This window comes from Paracoccus niistensis (assembly GCF_042432925.1).
Classification (GTDB): Bacteria; Pseudomonadota; Alphaproteobacteria; order Rhodobacterales; family Rhodobacteraceae; genus Paracoccus; species Paracoccus niistensis.
Genome location: NZ_JBHLWE010000047.1, coordinates 150269 through 167801, shown reverse-complemented (window position 1 = coordinate 167801; position 17533 = coordinate 150269). Strand labels below are relative to the sequence as shown.

The following is a 17533-nucleotide window of genomic DNA, read 5'->3' as shown; positions in this document are numbered from 1 at the left end:
GGTCAGGTGGGATCCTCACGGGCCCCAGACCGCCAGTCGACTGACAGGAGCAGTGCCGTGCCGTCCTTCTCGACCACCCTGGAACAGGCGATCCATTCCGCCTTGTCGCTGGCCAACCGCCACCGCCATGAACTCGCCACGCTTGAACATCTTCTTCTGGCCCTGACCGATGAACCCGACGCGGTGCGCGTCATGCGCGCCTGCAACGTCGACCTGAACGAATTGCGGCGCATGCTGACCGAGTTCATCGACGACGACCTTTCGACCCTGATCACCGACGTGGACGGGTCCGAGGCGGTACCCACCGCCGCCTTCCAGCGCGTCATCCAGCGCGCCGCGATCCATGTCCAAAGCTCGGGCCGCAGCGAAGTCACGGGCGCCAACGTGCTGGTCGCCATCTTCGCCGAGCGGGAATCCAATGCCGCGTTCTTCCTGCAGGAACTCGACATGACCCGCTACGACGCAGTGAACTTCATCGCCCATGGGGTGGCGAAGAACCCCTCGTTCTCGGAATCGCGGCCCGTCAAGGGCGCCGAGGCCGAGCAGTCACAGACCGAGGAACGGCAGGGCAAGGAGGATTCGGCCTTGGCCAAGTATTGCGTGGACCTGAACGCCAAGGCCTCGCAGGGCGACGTCGATCCGCTGATCGGCCGCGCCGACGAGGTCGAGCGCTGCATCCAGGTGCTCTGCCGCCGCCGCAAGAACAACCCGCTGCTGGTGGGCGATCCGGGCGTCGGCAAGACCGCCATCGCCGAAGGGCTGGCGCTGAAGATCACGCGGGGCGAGACGCCGGACGTGCTGGTGGGCGCCACAATCTTCTCGCTCGACATGGGGGCGCTGCTCGCGGGCACCCGTTATCGCGGCGACTTCGAGGAGCGGCTGAAGGCCGTCGTGAAGGAACTTGAGGAGCATCCCGACGCGATCCTTTTCATCGACGAGATCCATACGGTTATCGGCGCAGGCGCGACCTCGGGCGGGGCGATGGACGCGTCGAACCTGCTCAAGCCCGCGCTGTCGGGCGGCAAGCTGCGCTGCATGGGGTCCACGACCTACAAGGAGTTCCGCCAGCACTTCGAGAAGGACCGGGCGCTTTCCCGCCGCTTCCAGAAGATCGACGTGAACGAGCCTTCGGTGCCGGATGCGATCAAGATCCTGATGGGCCTCAAGCCGTCGTTCGAGAAGCACCACGAGCTGCGCTATACCTCGGAAGCGATCAAGACCGCCGTCGAACTGGCCTCGCGCTACATCAACGACCGCAAGCTGCCGGACTCGGCCATCGACGTGATCGACGAGGCGGGGGCGGCGCAGCATGTGGTGGCCGAAAGCCGTCGCAAGAAGGTGATCTCGCCCAAGGAGATTGAGGCGGTCGTCGCCAAGATCGCCCGCATTCCTCCGAAAAGCGTCAGCAAGGACGACGCCGAGGTGCTGCGCGACCTTGAGAAGACGCTCAAGCGGCTGGTCTTCGGGCAGGATAGCGCCATTGAGGCACTCGCCTCCTCGATCAAGCTGGCCCGTGCCGGCCTGCGCGAGCCGGAAAAGCCCATCGGCAACTACCTGTTCGCGGGGCCGACCGGCGTCGGAAAGACCGAGGTCGCCAAGCAGTTGGCGAACACCCTGGGCGTCGAACTGCTGCGCTTCGACATGTCGGAATACATGGAGAAGCATGCGGTCAGCCGCCTGATCGGCGCGCCTCCGGGCTACGTCGGCTTCGACCAGGGCGGGCTGCTGACGGACGGCGTGGACCAGCATCCGCATTGCGTGCTGCTGCTGGACGAGATCGAGAAGGCGCACCCGGATGTCTACAACATCCTGCTGCAGGTGATGGACCACGGGAAGCTGACCGACCACAACGGCCGGCAGGTGGACTTCCGCAACGTGATCCTGATCATGACCTCGAACGCGGGCGCCGCCGATCAGGCCCGCGCGGCCATCGGCTTCGGACGCGACCGCCGCGAGGGCGAGGACAAGGAGGCGATCGAGCGGACCTTCACGCCCGAGTTCCGCAACCGTCTGGACGCGGTGATCTCCTTCGCGCCGCTGTCGCGCGAAGTGATCGTGCAGGTGGTCGAGAAGTTCATCCTGCAGCTGGAAGCCCAGCTCATGGACCGCAACGTCCATATCGAGCTGACCTCCGAGGCGGCGAACTGGCTGGCGGAAAAGGGCTACGACGACCGGATGGGCGCGCGTCCCCTGGCCCGTGTGATCCAGGAAACGATCAAGAAGCCCTTGGCCGAGGAGCTTCTGTTCGGCCGCCTGATCAAGGGCGGGATCGTCCGGGTCCGCATCGAGGACGACAAGCCCGTCTTCGACATTGAAGGCCCCGGCACGCCCCGGCTGGGCAAGGACCGCACCCCGCTGCTGACGGCCGAGTAAGGCCCCCGACTTTGAAAGGCGCCCTTCGGGGCGCCTTTTTCCATGCTTCCACGGCCAGAGCGCCCCCCCCCGCGCCCCGCGCCTTCGTCACCCGGCCGTCATGATCCTGTCACCTGTTCATGCTTCAAGGCCTGTCTGATCATCGGAAAGGGACTGGAACATGGTAAAGAGCCTCGATCTGCGCGCATTCGACGAGGCGCTCGACGAGGACGTCGAACTGGAGCTCGAGGATACGGCGATGCCCCTGCAGATCGCGGCAGCCTATCGCGAGATGCATCCCAATCCGCTTCCCAAGAAGATCTATTTCCACGAGCTGCTGCGCCTTCAGGCCGAGCTGATCAAGCTGCAGAGCTGGGTCGCCCATCACAAGGAAAAGGTCGTCGTCATCTTCGAAGGCCGCGATTCGGCCGGAAAGGGCGGCGTCATCAAGCGCATCACCCAGCGCCTGAATCCGCGGGTCGTGCGCACCGTGGCCCTGCCCGCGCCCTCGGACCGCGAAAAGACCCAGTGGTATTTCCAGCGCTATGTCCCGCACCTGCCCGCGGGCGGCGAGATCGTGCTGTTCGACCGCAGCTGGTACAACCGCGCGGGCGTTGAGCGCGTGATGGGCTTCGCCACCGAGGACGAGGTCGAGCAGTTCTTCCGCGACGTGCCCGAATTCGAGAGGATGCTGGTCCGCTCGGGCATCCGGCTGGTGAAATACTGGTTCTCGATCACCGATGTCGAACAGCAGATGCGCTTCCTCATGCGAATCCACGATCCCCTGAAGCAGTGGAAGCTGTCCCCGATGGACCTGCAGTCCCGCGTCCGCTGGGAGGCCTATACCAAGGCCAAGGAGGACATGTTCGAACGCACCTCGATCCCCGAGGCGCCCTGGTATATCGTTCCGGGCAACGACAAGAAGCGGGCGCGGCTGAACTGCATCAGCCATCTGCTGAGCCTGATCCCCTATACCGAGGTCGAATACGAACCGATCACCCTGCCCGAGCGCGTCTTCAACCCGGATTATGAGCGCGACGTCCTGCCGCGCGACCTCTTTGTTCCCGAACGTTACTGAAAGCACTCCGATGCCCAAGGCCTACTGGATCGCCCATGTCACCGTCGATGACCCCGACGCCTACGGCGCCTATCGCGAGGCCAACGCGGCCGCGTTCGGGAAATACGGCGCCCGCTTCCTTGTTCGGGGCGGCGACCAGCAGGTGATGGAGGGCACGCTTCGCCCCCGCGCCGTGGTGATCGAGTTCCCCTCGCGCGAGGCGGCCGAGGCCTGTTACCACAGCCCCGAGTATCAGGCCGCGCTGGCGCTGCGGCAGCCCGTCAGCACCGCCGACCTAGCCATCGTCGACGGCTGGGATCAGCCGGATCGCGCCGATGGAAGTAACTGATCTTCTTTAACTTGCGCAGGCTGGAAAGGGCACTGATAATAAAGCCATGTTCCGTAGCCTGCTGCCTCGCCTACTGGGAGAAGATCCCCCCGAAACCACGCTGTCGCATGATGACGCGGAGGTTGCGATCGCCGCGTTGATGGTGCGGATCGCGCGTGCCGACAATCATTACGGCAAGGACGAGCGGACCCATATCGACGCGCTGCTGGCCCGCCGCCGCAATCTGTCTGCGGCGGATGCGGCCGACCGCCGCGCTGCGGCCGAGATGATCGAGGCCGAGGCCCCCGACACCGTGCGCTTCACCCGCGCCATCAAGGATCGCATCGCGCTGGAAGAACGGGCCGAGATCATCGGCGCCCTGTGGGAAATCGCGTTGGCCGACGGCACGCGCAGCCCCGACGAGGACGCGATGATCCGGCTGGTCGCCAGCCTTCTGGGTGTCAGCGACGTGGAAAGCGCGCAGCAGCGCCAGCAGGTCGCCGGCGCCGCTTCGGGGCGCTGAGCGCGCCTGACGTTCCGACATCCCCGTTGCAATCCAGCCCGGATTCACGCCAGATGCGCAGGCAATGACAGCGCAAGCCCTTCGATCCCGCCTGCCCGCCGACGACGCGGCGCCCGCCCCGGTCATCCAGATCCGTGGGCTGCACAAGGCCTATGGCCCGCTGCAGGTGCTCAAGGGCGTGGACATGACGGCGCCGCGCGGCCATGTCGTCACGCTGATCGGCTCGTCCGGCTCGGGAAAGTCCACGCTGCTGCGCTGCTGCAACCTGCTGGAAATCAGCCAGGCGGGCGAGATCGTGATCGAGGGCGAGCCCGTCCGCTGGACCGGCGCCGGCCCCGACCGCCAGCCCGCCGACCGCGCGCAGGTCCGCCGCCTTCGCACCAACCTGTCCATGGTGTTCCAGCAGTTCAACCTGTGGTCCCACATGACCATCCTGCAGAACGTCATGGAGGCGCCCGTGACCGTGCTGGGCCAGCCCGCGGGACAGGTCGAGGCGCGCGCCCGCAAGCTCTTGGACAAGGTCGGCATCGGCGACAAGGCCGACGCTTGGCCCGCCCAGCTTTCGGGTGGTCAGCAGCAGCGCGCCGCGATTGCCCGCGCGCTCTGCATGGAGCCCCGCGCGCTTCTCTTCGATGAACCCACCAGCGCGCTCGACCCCGAACTGCAGCAGGAGGTCGTGAAGGTCATCAAGGATCTCGCGGCCGAGCACCGGACCATGATCCTCGTCACCCACGACATGCGGCTGGCGGCCGATGTCAGCGACCACGTGGTGTTCCTGCACCAGGGCCGGATCGAGGAGGAAGGCCCGCCCGACCAGATTTTCCGCGCCCCCCGGACCGACCGGCTGCGCCAATTCCTCAGCGCGACGATGAGCGCCTGAGACATAACCGACGGGAGACCACGATGAAGAACCTGCTGATCGCCGCCGCCGTGCTGGCCCTGAGCGCGGGCGCAAGCCTGGCCGAGCCGCTGCGGATGGGTACCGAGGGCGCCTACCCTCCCTACAACTTCGTCAACGAGAAGGGCGAGGTGGACGGCTTCGAGATCGAGCTGGGCAACGAGCTGTGCAAGCGCATCCAGGCGGAATGCACCTGGGTCCGCAACGACTGGGACTCGATCATCCCGAACCTCGTCAGCGGCAACTACGACACGATCATGGCGGGGATGAACATCACCGAGGAACGCCGCAAGTCGATCGCCTTCTCGGACGCCTACACGCCGCCCCCGCCCTCGGCCTATGTGGCGCTGACGCCCGATGCCGACGTGAAGGGCATCGTCGCCGCGCAGACTAACACCATCCAGGCGGGCTATGTCGCCGAATCCGGCGCGACCTTGGTCGAGTTCGCCACCGGTGAGGAAGCCATCGCCGCCGTCCGCAACGGCGAGGCCGACGCCGTCTTCGCCGACCGCGACTTCCTCGTGCCCTTCGAGCGCGACTCGGAAGATCTCGTCTGGGTCGACGGCCAGGACCGCGTCGTCGTGGGCGAGGGCCTGGGGATCGGGATGCGCCAGTCGGACACCGAACTGAAGGCCCGCTTCGACAAGGCCATCGCCGACATGAAGGCCGACGGCTCGCTGGACGCGCTGATCGTCAAGTGGCTGGGCGCCGAGGCCAAGACATTCGCCGGCATGGCCGCCGAGGGCGGTGCTGCCACCGACGCCGCTGCCGCGCCCGCCGCCGCCTCGAACTGACCCCTGAAAGGGGCCGCCGTCCCGCTGCGGACGGCGGCCTGCCCCGATCATGTTCGCCATGTGCGCCGACCCCAAGGCCCTTGAAGGGCTCGCCTGGATGCTGTGCTACCTCACCTCGGGGACGCACATGCTGTTCTATGCGTCCTTCGGCACGGTGCTGGGGCTGCTGGCGGTGACCGCGCCCGCGGCGCTGCTGCTGGGCTTTCTGGGGGCGCTGGCCGCGCGCTCGCCCGTGGCGCCGCTGCGCTGGATCGGGCGCACCTACGCCGCCATCGTGCGCGGAGTCCCGGACGTGGTCTTCTTCCTTTTCGTGCCCATCGCGCTGGACCAGGGAATCGAGTGGCTGCGCTCGCGCGTCCTTTGCGATCCTTCGGTCCCGGTTCGGCAGGGCAACGAGTTCGTGGTCTGCGCCGCCGCCAAGATGCCCCTGTCCACCAGCCCCGAATGGGTGCACGATCTTTATGGCATCGCCTTGGCCGTCGCGGCCTTCGCCTTCGTCTTCGGGGCCTTCGCGGCCAACGTCCTTTACGGGGCGATGGGTGCGGTGCCACGCGCTCAGCTTGAGACGGCCGAGGCCTATGGCATGACCCCGCGCCAGATCAACCGGCGCATCCTGATCCCGCAGATGTGGACCTATGCCCTGCCCGGCCTGTCGAACCTGTGGATGATCCTCATCAAGGCGACGCCGCTCCTGTTCCTGCTGGGCGTCGAGGACATCGTCTACTGGGCGCGGGAACTGGGCGGGTCCAAGACCACGACCTATGCCTATCCGCATGGCGACTGGCGCGTGTGGTATTTCCTGGCGCTGCTGGTCTTCTATCTGGCCATGACCTGGATCTCGCAGCGGCTGATCGACCGGCTGGCGGGCCGCCTGTCGCGCGGACAGGCGACCATGGCGGGCGAGGCCATGCGCAAGGCGGGCACCACCGCATGAACGAGTGCCTGCAAACCATCGCGGATTATGGCCTGCGCTCGGTCGGGATCGGCGAGCGGCTGCTGCCGCGGACCGACTTCACGCTGTGCCAGCAGTTCGTGCTGATCGGCTCGGGGCTGATCTGGAACCTTTACTTCGTCACCCTGTCGCTGGCTTTCGGCTTTGTTCTGGCGAACGGGCTGGCGCTGGCCAAGGCCAGCCGCAACCCCTGGCTCCGCCGCCCGGCCGATGGCTTCATCTTCGTCTTCCGGGGCAGCCCGCTCTTCATCCAGTTCTTCCTGGCCTATTCGGCGCTGGTGCTGCTGCCGCGCGACGGCGTGCAGCTTTTCGGCCTGACCCTGCCGACCGGCTGGCTGACCCGCGCCTGGGCGGGGGCGCTGATTGTCCTGACACTGAACACCGCCGCCTATTCGGCCGAGATCTTCCACGGCGCGCTGAGGAACGTGCCCAAGGGCGACCTCGAGGCCGCCGACGCCTATGGCCTGACCGGCTGGAAGCGGTTCCGGCGCATCGTCTGGCCGACGATGATGCGGCTGGCCTGGCCCGCGTATACCAACGAGGCGATCTTCCTCTTCCATGCCACGACGCTGGTGTTCTTTTCGGCCTTTCCGGCCATCCAGCAGATGGGCGACAGCCTGTATTACGCCAGCTACTTCGCCGACAAGACCTTCAACCCCTTCGTGGCCTATCCCATCGTGGCGGGCTACTTCATCCTTCTGACCCTGTGCCTGATCGGGCTTTTCGGGGTCGTCAACCGGCGGCTGAACCGCCATCTGCCGGGCGCGGCCAAGCGGCTGCGCTATCGGCCCAATCTTTTCAGGTGACATCATGGACTGGCTGAGGGAACACCCTGAAGTCAAGACGATCCGCGTGGCCGCGTCGGACCTGAACGGGGTCGCGCGCGGCAAGCGCGTGCCCGCCCGCTTCGCCGACAAGCTGCTGACAGAGGGGACCAAGTTCCCCTATTCGGTCCTGAACATGGACATCTGGGGCGAGGACGTCGAGGACAGCCCCCTCGTCTTCCAGGCCGGCGACCCGGACGGGCTGCTGATGCCGACCGAGCGGGGTTTCATGCCGATGCCCTGGCTGGACGCGCCCACGGGCCTGCTGCCCTTGTGGATGTTCCACCCCGACGGGCGCCCCTATGACGGCTGTCCCCGGCAGGCGCTGGCCCGCGTCATGGACCGCTACAAGGCGGCCGGGCTGACCCCCGTGGTGGCGACCGAGCTGGAATTCTTCCTGATCGACGACAGCAAGTTCGGCGAATTGCAGGTGCCGCCCTCGCCCCGGTCCGGCAAGCGGCGGACGGGGGCGGAAACACTGTCCCTGCGCGCGCTCGACGCCTTCGACCGTTTCTTCACGCAGCTTTACGACGGCTGCGAGGCGATGGACATTCCCGCCGATACCGCGATCTCGGAAGCCGCACCGGGGCAGTTCGAGATCAACCTGATGCACCAGCCCGATCCGCTGAAGGCGGCGGACGACGCCTGGCTGTTCAAGATGCTGGTCAAGGGCATCGCCCGGCGCTTCGGCTTCGCCGGGTCCTTCATGGCCAAGCCCTATGACGTGTTCAACGGCAACGGGATGCACATGCATTTCTCGATCCTGGACGCCGAGGGGAACAACATCTTCGACGACGGGACCGAGGCCGGGTCGCCCATGCTGCGCCACGCCGTCGCGGGTTGCCTGCGGGCAATGCCGGGCTCGACCCTGCTGTTTGCGCCGCACGAGAACAGCTATGACCGGCTGGTCCCGAATGCCCATGCCCCCACCGGCATCGGCTGGGCCTACGAGAACCGGACCTCGGCCATCCGCATCCCGTCCTCGCACCACAAGGCGCGCCGGATCGAGCATCGGACGCCCGGCGGCGACGTGAATCCCTACCTGACGGTCGCGGCGATCCTTGGCGCGGCGCTGAACGGGATCGAGGACCGGCTGGACTGCCCGGCACCGATCACGGGCAATGCCTATGACCATGACCTGCAGCAGTTGCCGGGCACCTGGGCCGGGGCCATCGACTGTTTCGAGAAATGTCCCGACATCCGGTGCATCTTCCCGCAGCACCTGATCGAGAACCTGCTGATGACCAAGCGGCAGGAACTGCACTACATGGCCGAGCTGTCGGACGCCGAGACGATCGAGCTGTATCTGGACACGGTCTGACGCGCACCGGGCGGGCCGCTACAGCGGCCTCTCGACCAGCCGCAGCGCCCCGTCCGGCAGAGGGCGCTGCAAGGCGCGGGCCTGCTCGAAGGGGGCGGTCAGCCATGCGTCCCATTCCTCGGGGGTGGTCAGGATGACCGGCATGGCCTTGGGGTGGATCGCGCCCACCTCGGCGTTCGGCGGGCAGGTGAGAAAGGCGTAAAGGTCGTCGGTGGTCTCGCCGTCCTTCACCTTGCGCACCGACCGCCAGCCGCGCACCTCAAGCCCCGCGAAGAACATGGGCGCGTCCTTGTCCGCTGGCGCGAACCACTGGTTGCCGCCTTTGCTGCGCTCGGCGAACGAGGTGAGCGGAACAAGGCAGCGGTGTGCAGGCCCCAGCCAGCGCCGCCAGTGGGGCGAGCCGGTATTGCGCACGTTGGTCACGCCGGGATCGCGTTGCGTCTTGAGGACCGAGGGCGGCGATGGCAGCCCCCAGCGCGCCAGGGCCAGTTCCAGCCCCTCGCCTCCGTGGCGCAGGATGGGCGCGCGCTGGTCCGGATAGACCTGCCCCCCTTCAAGGTTGCCTGCGTTGTTCTGAAAGGACTGGCCGGGGAAAAGCTGGCGAATGGCATCCACCGCCCGCGTGTGGCTGTAAAGATTGCACAAGATGGTGGTCCTTTCGTCCTGCTCCCGCGGCCGTGCCCCGTGCCAACGCACGACTGCTGCCTTGGATGCGCGAAGGGAGCCTGCGGCTCCCCTGCGGAATGACGAAGCCGCGGCGCGATGGCGCCACGGCTCGTTCTGCAGGCAATCCTGCAGGCGCGGGGGCTGCGGCAGGGATTACTCGCGGTCTTCGCCGCCTTCCATCTGCTCGCCCTCGGGCTGGCCTTCGCCGCCTTCCTGCATCTCGCCCTCGCCCTGGTCGGCCTGCTGGTTGGCGCGCTCGGCGATCTGGGTCAGCAGCTCGTCGGTGCGCTTTTCCTCCTCCAGCGTTTCCTCGAGCAGGCGGGCGGCATCCTCCATGCCGAGCTGCTGGGCCCAGGTGCGCAGGGTGCCATAGCGGGCGATCTCGTAATGCTCCATCGCCTGGGCGCCAGCGATCAGGACGGCGTCGGCGGCGTCGCTGTCCTTGAACTCCTCGAGGTGGTCCTCAAGCTCGGCGTTAAGGCCCTGGATGCTTTCGCAGGTCTTGCCGCGCGCCGCCTTGCCGATGATCTCGAAGACCTGCTGAAGACGCTCGATCTGTCCTTCGCTTTCCTGCGCGTGCTGTTCCAGCGCCTGGCGCAGCTCGTCGTTCTGGGCGGCCTTCGCGGCCTTCTTCAGCGCGCGGACCGAGGTGCGCTCGGCATAAAGGACGTCCTTGAGGCCATTGTTGAACGCATCCTCGAGGGTTTTCTGAGTCGCCATGAGAAGCTCCTGTCTGTGTTGGTCGATCCATGGCCGGGTCCGCGGCGGCCTCGGCCAGGCTGCGAGAGGTAAGTTCCTGACCCCCTCTCGGGTGCCGCGGCTTGTGACTAAAAAATGATAAGGTCGACAGGCGGGCCGGATCGAACGTCCCCCGCCTGTCGTTCGGCCCGGAACCACGCATGAGGCATCGGGAAGATGATCAACACGCGAACGCATGGCATCATGGACGACGCGACCGGCGCGCTTCCTCTTGTCGCGCCCTCTCCTTTCGGCCTCGCCGCCGGCAGGATCGAGCGATCGCTGCCGACGACCCGCCGCAACCCTGCGCGGATGGTGTGACCATGGCGGTGAAGCTGAAACCCCTGTCGAAGCAGGTCATGGTCATTACCGGCGCCTCCAGCGGCTTCGGGGCCGAGACGGCCCTGATGGCCGCGCAGCGCGGCGCCAAGGTCGTCTTGGCCGCCCGCAGCGGCGCGGCCCTGCAGGAAATCGCGCAGGAGATCATCGCGGGCGGCGGCGAGGCGCTGGTCGTCGCCACCGACGTCGCGCAGCGGTCCGACCTGGAACGGCTGGCCCGCCTTGCCGTGGAACGCTTCGGGCGCATCGACACCTGGGTCAACAACGCGGGCGTCGGCATCTGGGGCACGCTGGAGCAGGTCCCCGAGGAGGACATGCGCCAGCTCTTCGAGGTGAACTTCTGGGGCCTTGTCAACGGCTCGATGGTAGCCATCCCGCACCTCGAAGCGGCGGGCGGCGGCGCGCTGATCAACATGGGCAGCGTCGGGTCCGACCGCGCCATCCCGTTGCAGGGCATCTATTCGGCCTCGAAGCACGCCGTCAAAGGCTTCACCGACGCCCTGCGGATGGAGCTTGAGCATCGCGGCGCGCCGATCTCGGTCACGCTGATCAAGCCCTGGTCCTCGGGGACGCCCCTGCCCGACAAGGTCCGGAACTACACCGGCCGCAGGCCCAAGCTGCCGCCGCCGGTCGTGGACCCCTCGCGCATCGCCCGCGCGATCCTGAACGCGGCGCAGCATCCGGTGCGCGACTCCTTTGTCGGGGCAAACGCGCCGGTGACGGCGGGCTTGTCCAACGTCGCCCCCCGCCTGATGGACCGTCTGAGCGAGGCCATGATGTTCGAGGCCCAGTTGGGCGAGGAAACCGGAAACTCGCCCGGAAACCTGCGGGAAGGCGGCGGCGAGGCGCATGTCCGTGGCGTGGACGGCAGCAAGCGCCCGACCGCGCCGATCGCCGAGGCCGCCATGAACAGTCCCGTGACCGCCTCGATCCTGGCGGCGACCGTGCTGGGCTCGCTGGGCTATCTGGTTTTGCGGCGCCGCTGACAGGCGAAAACCGCCGCGGTCGTCCTTGCGAGGACGGCCGTTCAGTCCGGCTTTGACGATCCCGAGACGTTGCGGTTTGATCCGGCAGGCGCGCCCGGGGGCGCGTGGGAACAGCGCGGAAGGGATCATGCATGGCGGGACGGATCGCGGTGATCGGATCGAACAACGTCGATCTTGTGACCAACGTGCCCCGGATGCCGGGACCGGGCGAAACGCTGGCAGGCTCGCATTTCGCGACCCACTTCGGCGGCAAGGGCGCGAACCAGGCCGTCGCGGCGGCGCGGCTGGGGTCGCAGGTGACGATGGTCACGCGGGTCGGCGACGATTCCCTTGGCGGGGACGTGCTGCGGAACCTCGGGGACCAAGGCATTGACCTGACCCATGCGCGGGTGGCTGAAGGCACGGCGAACGGCGTGGCCTCGATTTTCGTGGATCCTTCGGGCGAGAACGTGATCGTCATCGTGGCCGGGGCGAATGGCACGCTGACACCCGCCGACGTGGACGCGGCGGCGGAGGATCTGGCCCGCTGCGACCTGATCCTGCTGCAACTCGAAGTGCCGCTTGAGACGGTCTACCACGCGATCAGGCTCGCCCAGCGGATCGGCGTGCCCGCAATCCTGAACCCCGCCCCCGCCGCACCGGGGCTCGATCTGGCGCAGCTTCACGGCCTCGCATGGCTCTGCCCCAACGAGACCGAGCTTGCCCTGCTGACCGGCCTGCCCGTCACGACCGGGGACGAGATCGCCGCCGCCGCGCAGAGCCTGTTCGCCCACGGCATCGGCAACGTCGTGGTGACTCTGGGCGCGCGCGGCGCCCGTCTGGTGACGGCTGACGGCGTGACGGCGATCCCCGCCATCCGCGTGCGGCCTGTCGACACGACCGGCGCGGGGGACGCCTTCATCGGCGCCTTCGCTCATTTCCTTGCCGAGGGTGAGGCGCCCGAGCAGGCGCTGGCCCAGGCTGCCGGCTATGCCGCGCTGTCGGTGACGAAGCCGGGCGCACAAGGGTCATATGCCTCGGCAGAGGAGTTCGCGGCCTTTCAGAGAACCACAGTCCAGTCCTGATCCCAGCGGTATTCCTGAAGGTTCGGCCCCTCGGCGCAGCGGTCCACTACCGCGAACAGGCCCGGATCAGCCAGTGGCGTCAGCACGCCGTGCCATGCCCCGCGTGCGAGATTGATCCCCTGCCCGGGCGCGGTCACGAAGGCCCGTGGCCGCCCCGGCTGGCCGCCTTCGTCCGGGGCAACGATCACAAGGAAGGGATGCTCGGTCATCGGCAGGAAAGCCTGGCTGCCCAGCGGATGCCGCTCGACCAGCCGGAAGGCGTGGGGAAGCCCCACCGAATGCGACCGGAAAATCGAGATCCCTGTCCGCCCCTCCACATCCAGCCGCGCACGGTCATGCCACCGGCCGCAGCGGCCCTCGTTGATGATGCGGTCGGGCTCGCCCGTGGTTTCCAGCACCTCGCCCCATGGCGCGAAGGCTTCGGCCGTCAGCGGCTCGGCCCTGATGATGCGGTCGTTGTCCATCCCTTCCCTCATTCTTCTGCGAAACGATAAGCTGAATGTGGTCTGGGCCACTGTCCAGCGCGGGTGAACCTGCCCTATCACGGCAGCAGCAAAGATGAACGGGGGGCCGGATGGCCGGATTTCTGACGACCCATGTGCTGGACACCGCGCGGGGACGCCCGGCAGCGGGGATGCGCATCACGCTCTACGCGCTGGACGGCGAACGGCGCCAGTTGCGCGAGGTGATCACGAACGCGGACGGCCGCACCGATGGCCCGATCCTGCCCGAGGCCGAGTTCAAGCTCGGCCGGTACGAGCTGGTCTTCCATGTCGGCGCATGGCTGGACATCGACGAGGACGCCGCCGCGCCGCGCTTCCTGGACGAGGTGCCGATCCGCTTCGGCATGGCGGAGGACGACCATTACCACGTCCCGCTGCTGATCTCGCCCTTCGGCTATTCCACCTACCGGGGCAGCTGAGATGGACGGCGTCAACCTTCACGACTGGGCGGCCTTCGCGATCCGCTGGCTGCATGTCATCACGGCCATCGCTTGGATCGGGTCGTCCTTCTACTTCATCGCGCTGGACCTCAGCCTGCGGAAGGCCCCCGGCCTGCCCGAAAAGGCGCATGGCGAGGAATGGCAGGTCCACGGCGGCGGCTTCTACCACATCACCAAGTACCTGGTCGCGCCCGAGCGGCTGCCCGAGCACCTGACCTGGTTCAAGTGGGAAAGCTACGCCACCTGGCTGTCCGGTGCGGCCATGCTGATGGTGCTTTACTGGGCGCAGGCCGAGCTTTACCTGATCGATCCGGCCAAGGTCGAGCTGTCCACCTGGGCGGCCGTCCTGATCTCGGCCCTGTCTCTGGGGATCGGCTGGGTGATCTATGACCGGCTGTGCAAGAGCAGGCTGGGCGAGAACCCCACGACACTGATGCTGCTGCTGTTTGCGCTGCTGGTCGTCATGGCCTGGGGCTACGACCAGGTCTTCACGGGCCGCGCGGCACTGCTGCATCTCGGCGCCTTCACGGCGACGATCATGACCGCCAACGTCGCCATGATCATCATCCCGAACCAGCGGATCGTCGTGGCCGACCTCAAGGCGGGCCGCACGCCCGACCCGAAATACGGCAAGATCGCCAAGCTGCGATCGACGCACAACAACTACCTGACCCTGCCGGTCGTGTTCCTGATGCTGTCGAACCACTATCCGCTGGCCTTCGCGAGCCGCTACAACTGGCTGATCGCCGCGCTGGTGTTCCTGATGGGCGTGACCATCCGGCACTTCTTCAACAGCTCGCACGCGGGCAAGCCCAAGCCGTGGTGGACTTGGGGCGCGACCGTGGCGCTGTTTCTGGGCATCGTCTGGCTCTCCTCGCTGGGCACCCAGCGGCTGGAGGGCGAGGCCGACCTGACCGCGCGCGAGGCACGCCTGACCGCCGACCCGCATTTCGAGGCCGTCCGCGACATCGTCGCGGGCCGCTGCTCGATGTGCCACGCGGCCGAGCCGAGCTGGGAAGGCCTCGCCACCGCCCCCAAGCGTGTGGTGCTGGAAAGCGACGCGCAGATCGCCCGCCACGCGCGCGAGATCTTCCTGCAGGCCGGCCTGACCGATGCCATGCCTCCCGGCAACGTCAGCTATATCGAGCCCGAGGAACGCGCCACCCTGCGCGCCTGGTTCGACAGCGCCGGGCGGGGCTGATCCCACCTGAAGACAGGGTCAGGAGGAGCCCCGCAGCTTTTTCCTGACCCGAATACCCTGGGGTAAGCCGTCCGCAGGACTGCGAGGGGCGAGACCCCTTCTACCCCAGCGCCCCCTTCAACTCGCGCGCGGCGAAGTCGATGAACAGCCGCACCTTGGGGTCCTGCAACTCGCGGTGCGGCGTCAGCACGCCGAACTCGGCGGCAAGCGGCGGCGTGTCGGGCAGCACCTCGATCAACCGCCCGTCCGCCAGCGCCTCGGCCACCTCATAGCGCGGCCGGTTGGCGATCCCGGCGCCGCCCAGCGCCCAGGACGTCAGCACTTCGCCGTCATCGGAATCGAAGGCCCCCGCCACGGCCAGCTTCTTCGGCCCCTCGGGTGTCTGCAGCATCCAGAAATACTCGGGCGAGCGTGGAAAGCGCAGCAGCAGGCAGTTGTGACGCTTGAGGTCCTCGGTCGCCTCGGGGGTGCCGTGCTGCGCCAGATAGGCAGGCGCGGCCACCAGCACGCGCGGGCAGTCCGCGATCTTGCGGCGGATCAGCGTCGAGTCCTCGGGCTGGCCCAGGTAGAAGGCCATGTCGATCCCGTCCTCGACGATGTTGACCGCGCGGTCCGACAGGCGCAGGCGCACCTGCACCTCGGGGTTCTCGGCCACGAAGCGCGGCACCAGCGGCGCGACCAGCCGCCGCCCCGCGCCCAAGGGGGCCGCCACGCGCAAGGCACCCTGCGGGGTGCCCGAGTGGCTCGCCACGGCGGCCTCGGCCTCATCCAGCGTCGCCAACACGCGGCGGGCGTTCTCATACAGCACCTGCCCGATCTCGGTCGGCGTCAGCGTCCGCGTCGTGCGGTTCAGCAGTCGCGCACCGAACTTCGCCTCGAGGTCGCGGATGCGGGTCGAGGCGGCAGCGGGTGACAGGCGCATGTCACGCCCGCCGGCCGTGATCGAGCCAAGTTCGACCACGCGCACGAAGACCCTGAGGCTTTCCAGATAGGACATCACGGCGTATTCTTCCAAAACGGCGTAAACTGTTCACGTGCCACGGCGTTTTGTGCAAGCGCGAAGTTGCGTCATCCTGTGCGCCACCCACGCGAGGGCGTCATTCCCATGATCCGTTTTCTTCTGAACGACACCGAGATCCAGCTGACCGAGGCCGGTCCCGGCGACACGCTGCTGGACTTCCTGCGCCTCGGCCGCGGCCTCACCGGCACCAAGGAGGGCTGCGCCGAGGGCGACTGCGGCGCCTGCACGGTGCTGGTGGGCCGCCTGCACGAGGGCGCGCTGGTCTATGAGCCGGTAAACGCCTGCATCCGCTTCCTCGCCGCCTGCCACCGCTGCCACATCGTCACCATCGAGCATCTGCGCGGCGCGGACGGCGGGCTGCACCCCATCCAGGCCGCAATGGTCGAGCATCACGGCAGCCAGTGCGGCTTCTGCACGCCGGGCTTCGTCATGGCGCTTTACGGGCTGTGGATGACGCATGAGAGCCCCGACGTGGTGCAGATCGAGACCGCGCTGCAAGGGAACCTCTGCCGCTGCACGGGCTATGAGCCGATCGTCAAGGCGGCGCTGGCCGCGGGCCGCGCGGGCGGGCAGTTGCAGGACTTCCTGACGCTGGAACGCGCCGAGGTGGCGGCGAAGCTAGCCGCCATGCCCGCAGGGGCCGAGGTCAGCCGGGGCGACGAGCGCGCCATCCTGCCTGCCGACACGGACGAACTGGCCCGCGTCCTGGTCCAGCACCCGCAGGCCACCATCGTCGCAGGTGCCACGGACGTGGGGCTGTGGGTGACCAAGCAGATGCGCCCGATCTCTCCGGGCGTATTCATCGGCCACCTGATGAAAGGGATCGAGGTCGGCGCGGAGGAGATCCGCATCGGCGCGGGCGTGACCTATTCCGAGTTCGCCCCCGTGATCGACGACCACTTCCCCGAGGTCGAGGACTATTTCCTCCGCATCGGCGGCTGGCAGATCAGGAACGCCGGGACCATCGGCGGCAACATCGCCAACGGCTCGCCCATCGGGGAAACCCCGCCCCTGCTGATCGCCTTAGGCGCGCGCATCGTCCTGCGCCTGGGCGATGAACGGCGCGAGTTGCCGCTGGAGGAGTTCTTCCTCGAATACGGCCGCCAGGACCGCCGGCCGGGCGAGTTCGTGGAAACCGTCGTGATCCCCCGCAAGGGCAGCGCGATGATCGCTGCTTACAAGATGTCCAAGCGCCAGTCGGCCGACATCTCGGCCATCTCGGCGGGCTTCCGCATCGCCGTCGAGAACGGCACCATCGCCAGCGCCCGCGTCGCCTTCGGCGGCATGGCCGGCATTCCCGCCCGCGCGGCCCATGCCGAGGCCGCTCTGGAGGGCCAGCCCTTCACGGCGGCCAGCTTCGAGGCCGCGGCCCGTGCCGTGAAGGAGGACTTCACTCCGCTTACCGATTTCCGGGCGACCACCGACTATCGCCAGGCGGTCGCCGCCAACTTCTTCCGCCGGTTCTGGCTGGAACACTCGGGACAGGAAGTCCCGGTCCGCCTGAACCGCGCCGTGGGGGAATAAGC

The 17533-nt window shown here is 67.5% G+C and carries 18 protein-coding genes; 14 read left to right on the top strand and 4 right to left on the bottom strand.

What is annotated here, in order from left to right:
• The first annotated feature begins 57 nt into the window (after window positions 1-57).
• From clpA to ACFFII_RS15925, 9 genes are all read left to right on the top strand, one after another.
• Window positions 58-2373 carry an ATP-dependent Clp protease ATP-binding subunit ClpA gene (clpA, locus tag ACFFII_RS15965; protein ID WP_377699858.1) on the top strand — a complete coding sequence of 772 codons (2316 nt, stop codon included), beginning with the start codon at window positions 58-60 and terminating at the stop codon, window positions 2371-2373.
• A gap of 160 nt (window positions 2374-2533) precedes the next feature.
• Window positions 2534-3430, top strand: coding sequence for a polyphosphate kinase 2 (gene ppk2 / locus ACFFII_RS15960; RefSeq protein ID WP_377699857.1), 897 nt, complete (start codon window positions 2534-2536; stop codon window positions 3428-3430).
• A gap of 10 nt (window positions 3431-3440) precedes the next feature.
• Window positions 3441-3758, top strand: coding sequence for a DUF1330 domain-containing protein (locus tag ACFFII_RS15955; RefSeq protein WP_377699856.1), 318 nt, complete (start codon window positions 3441-3443; stop codon window positions 3756-3758).
• A 46-nt stretch (window positions 3759-3804) separates the two neighbouring features.
• Window positions 3805-4260, top strand: coding sequence for a tellurite resistance TerB family protein (locus ACFFII_RS15950; RefSeq protein WP_377699855.1), 456 nt, complete (start codon window positions 3805-3807; stop codon window positions 4258-4260).
• 64 nt (window positions 4261-4324) lie between these two features.
• Complete coding sequence (locus ACFFII_RS15945; protein WP_090754728.1) at window positions 4325-5140, top strand: ABC transporter ATP-binding protein; 816 nt, start codon at window positions 4325-4327, stop codon at window positions 5138-5140.
• A 23-nt stretch (window positions 5141-5163) separates the two neighbouring features.
• On the top strand, window positions 5164-5952 hold the full coding sequence (locus ACFFII_RS15940) for a transporter substrate-binding domain-containing protein (RefSeq protein WP_377699854.1): 789 nt from the start codon (window positions 5164-5166) through the stop codon (window positions 5950-5952).
• 49 nt (window positions 5953-6001) lie between these two features.
• Window positions 6002-6886 (top strand): ABC transporter permease subunit, encoded by an 885-nt coding sequence (locus tag ACFFII_RS15935; RefSeq protein ID WP_377699853.1) that lies wholly within the window; start codon window positions 6002-6004, stop codon window positions 6884-6886.
• Complete coding sequence (locus tag ACFFII_RS15930) at window positions 6883-7710, top strand: ABC transporter permease (protein ID WP_377699852.1); 828 nt, start codon at window positions 6883-6885, stop codon at window positions 7708-7710. Before ACFFII_RS15935 ends, ACFFII_RS15930 begins: the two co-directional genes overlap by 4 nt.
• Window positions 7711-7714: 4 nt before the next feature.
• Window positions 7715-9049, top strand: coding sequence for a glutamine synthetase family protein (locus ACFFII_RS15925; RefSeq protein ID WP_377699851.1), 1335 nt, complete (start codon window positions 7715-7717; stop codon window positions 9047-9049).
• An 18-nt stretch (window positions 9050-9067) separates the two neighbouring features.
• Here the strand turns inward: ACFFII_RS15925 and ACFFII_RS15920 are convergent, their stop codons facing one another.
• Together ACFFII_RS15920 and ACFFII_RS15915 are read right to left on the bottom strand one after the other, a co-directional pair.
• Window positions 9068-9694 (bottom strand): SOS response-associated peptidase, encoded by a 627-nt coding sequence (locus tag ACFFII_RS15920; protein WP_377699850.1) that lies wholly within the window; start codon window positions 9692-9694, stop codon window positions 9068-9070.
• A 174-nt stretch (window positions 9695-9868) separates the two neighbouring features.
• Window positions 9869-10435, bottom strand: coding sequence for a YciE/YciF ferroxidase family protein (locus tag ACFFII_RS15915; RefSeq protein ID WP_377699849.1), 567 nt, complete (start codon window positions 10433-10435; stop codon window positions 9869-9871).
• A 341-nt stretch (window positions 10436-10776) separates the two neighbouring features.
• Between ACFFII_RS15915 and ACFFII_RS15910 the strand changes: the two genes are divergently transcribed.
• Together ACFFII_RS15910 and rbsK are read left to right on the top strand one after the other, a co-directional pair.
• A complete protein-coding gene (locus ACFFII_RS15910) occupies window positions 10777-11778 on the top strand; it encodes an SDR family oxidoreductase (protein ID WP_377699848.1) in 1002 nt (333 codons plus the stop codon).
• Between the two features lie 131 nt (window positions 11779-11909).
• Entirely contained in the window at window positions 11910-12842 is a 933-nt protein-coding gene (gene rbsK, locus ACFFII_RS15905; RefSeq protein WP_377699846.1) for a ribokinase, read from the top strand.
• Here rbsK and ACFFII_RS15900 read toward each other — a convergent pair.
• On the bottom strand, window positions 12818-13306 hold the full coding sequence (locus ACFFII_RS15900; protein WP_377699845.1) for an ureidoglycolate lyase: 489 nt from the start codon (window positions 13304-13306) through the stop codon (window positions 12818-12820). The two genes, rbsK and ACFFII_RS15900, sit on opposite strands and share 25 nt — an antisense overlap.
• Window positions 13307-13416: 110 nt before the next feature.
• On the opposite strand from ACFFII_RS15900, the gene uraH reads away from it, so the two are divergent.
• Window positions 13417-13764, top strand: a complete 348-nt coding sequence (gene uraH / locus ACFFII_RS15895) for a hydroxyisourate hydrolase (RefSeq protein WP_377699844.1) — start codon at window positions 13417-13419, stop codon at window positions 13762-13764.
• A gap of 1 nt (window position 13765) precedes the next feature.
• The gene (locus ACFFII_RS15890; RefSeq protein ID WP_377699843.1) at window positions 13766-14986 is read left to right on the top strand and encodes a urate hydroxylase PuuD; all 1221 of its coding nucleotides are present in this window, start codon (window positions 13766-13768) and stop codon (window positions 14984-14986) included.
• A 100-nt stretch (window positions 14987-15086) separates the two neighbouring features.
• Here the strand turns inward: ACFFII_RS15890 and ACFFII_RS15885 are convergent, their stop codons facing one another.
• The gene (locus ACFFII_RS15885; protein ID WP_377699842.1) at window positions 15087-15983 is read right to left on the bottom strand and encodes a LysR family transcriptional regulator; all 897 of its coding nucleotides are present in this window, start codon (window positions 15981-15983) and stop codon (window positions 15087-15089) included.
• A 108-nt stretch (window positions 15984-16091) separates the two neighbouring features.
• Here ACFFII_RS15885 and xdhA point away from each other — a divergent pair, with 108 nt between their 5' ends.
• The gene (xdhA, locus tag ACFFII_RS15880) at window positions 16092-17531 is read left to right on the top strand and encodes a xanthine dehydrogenase small subunit (RefSeq protein WP_377699841.1); all 1440 of its coding nucleotides are present in this window, start codon (window positions 16092-16094) and stop codon (window positions 17529-17531) included.
• Window positions 17532-17533: the final 2 nt, after the last annotated feature.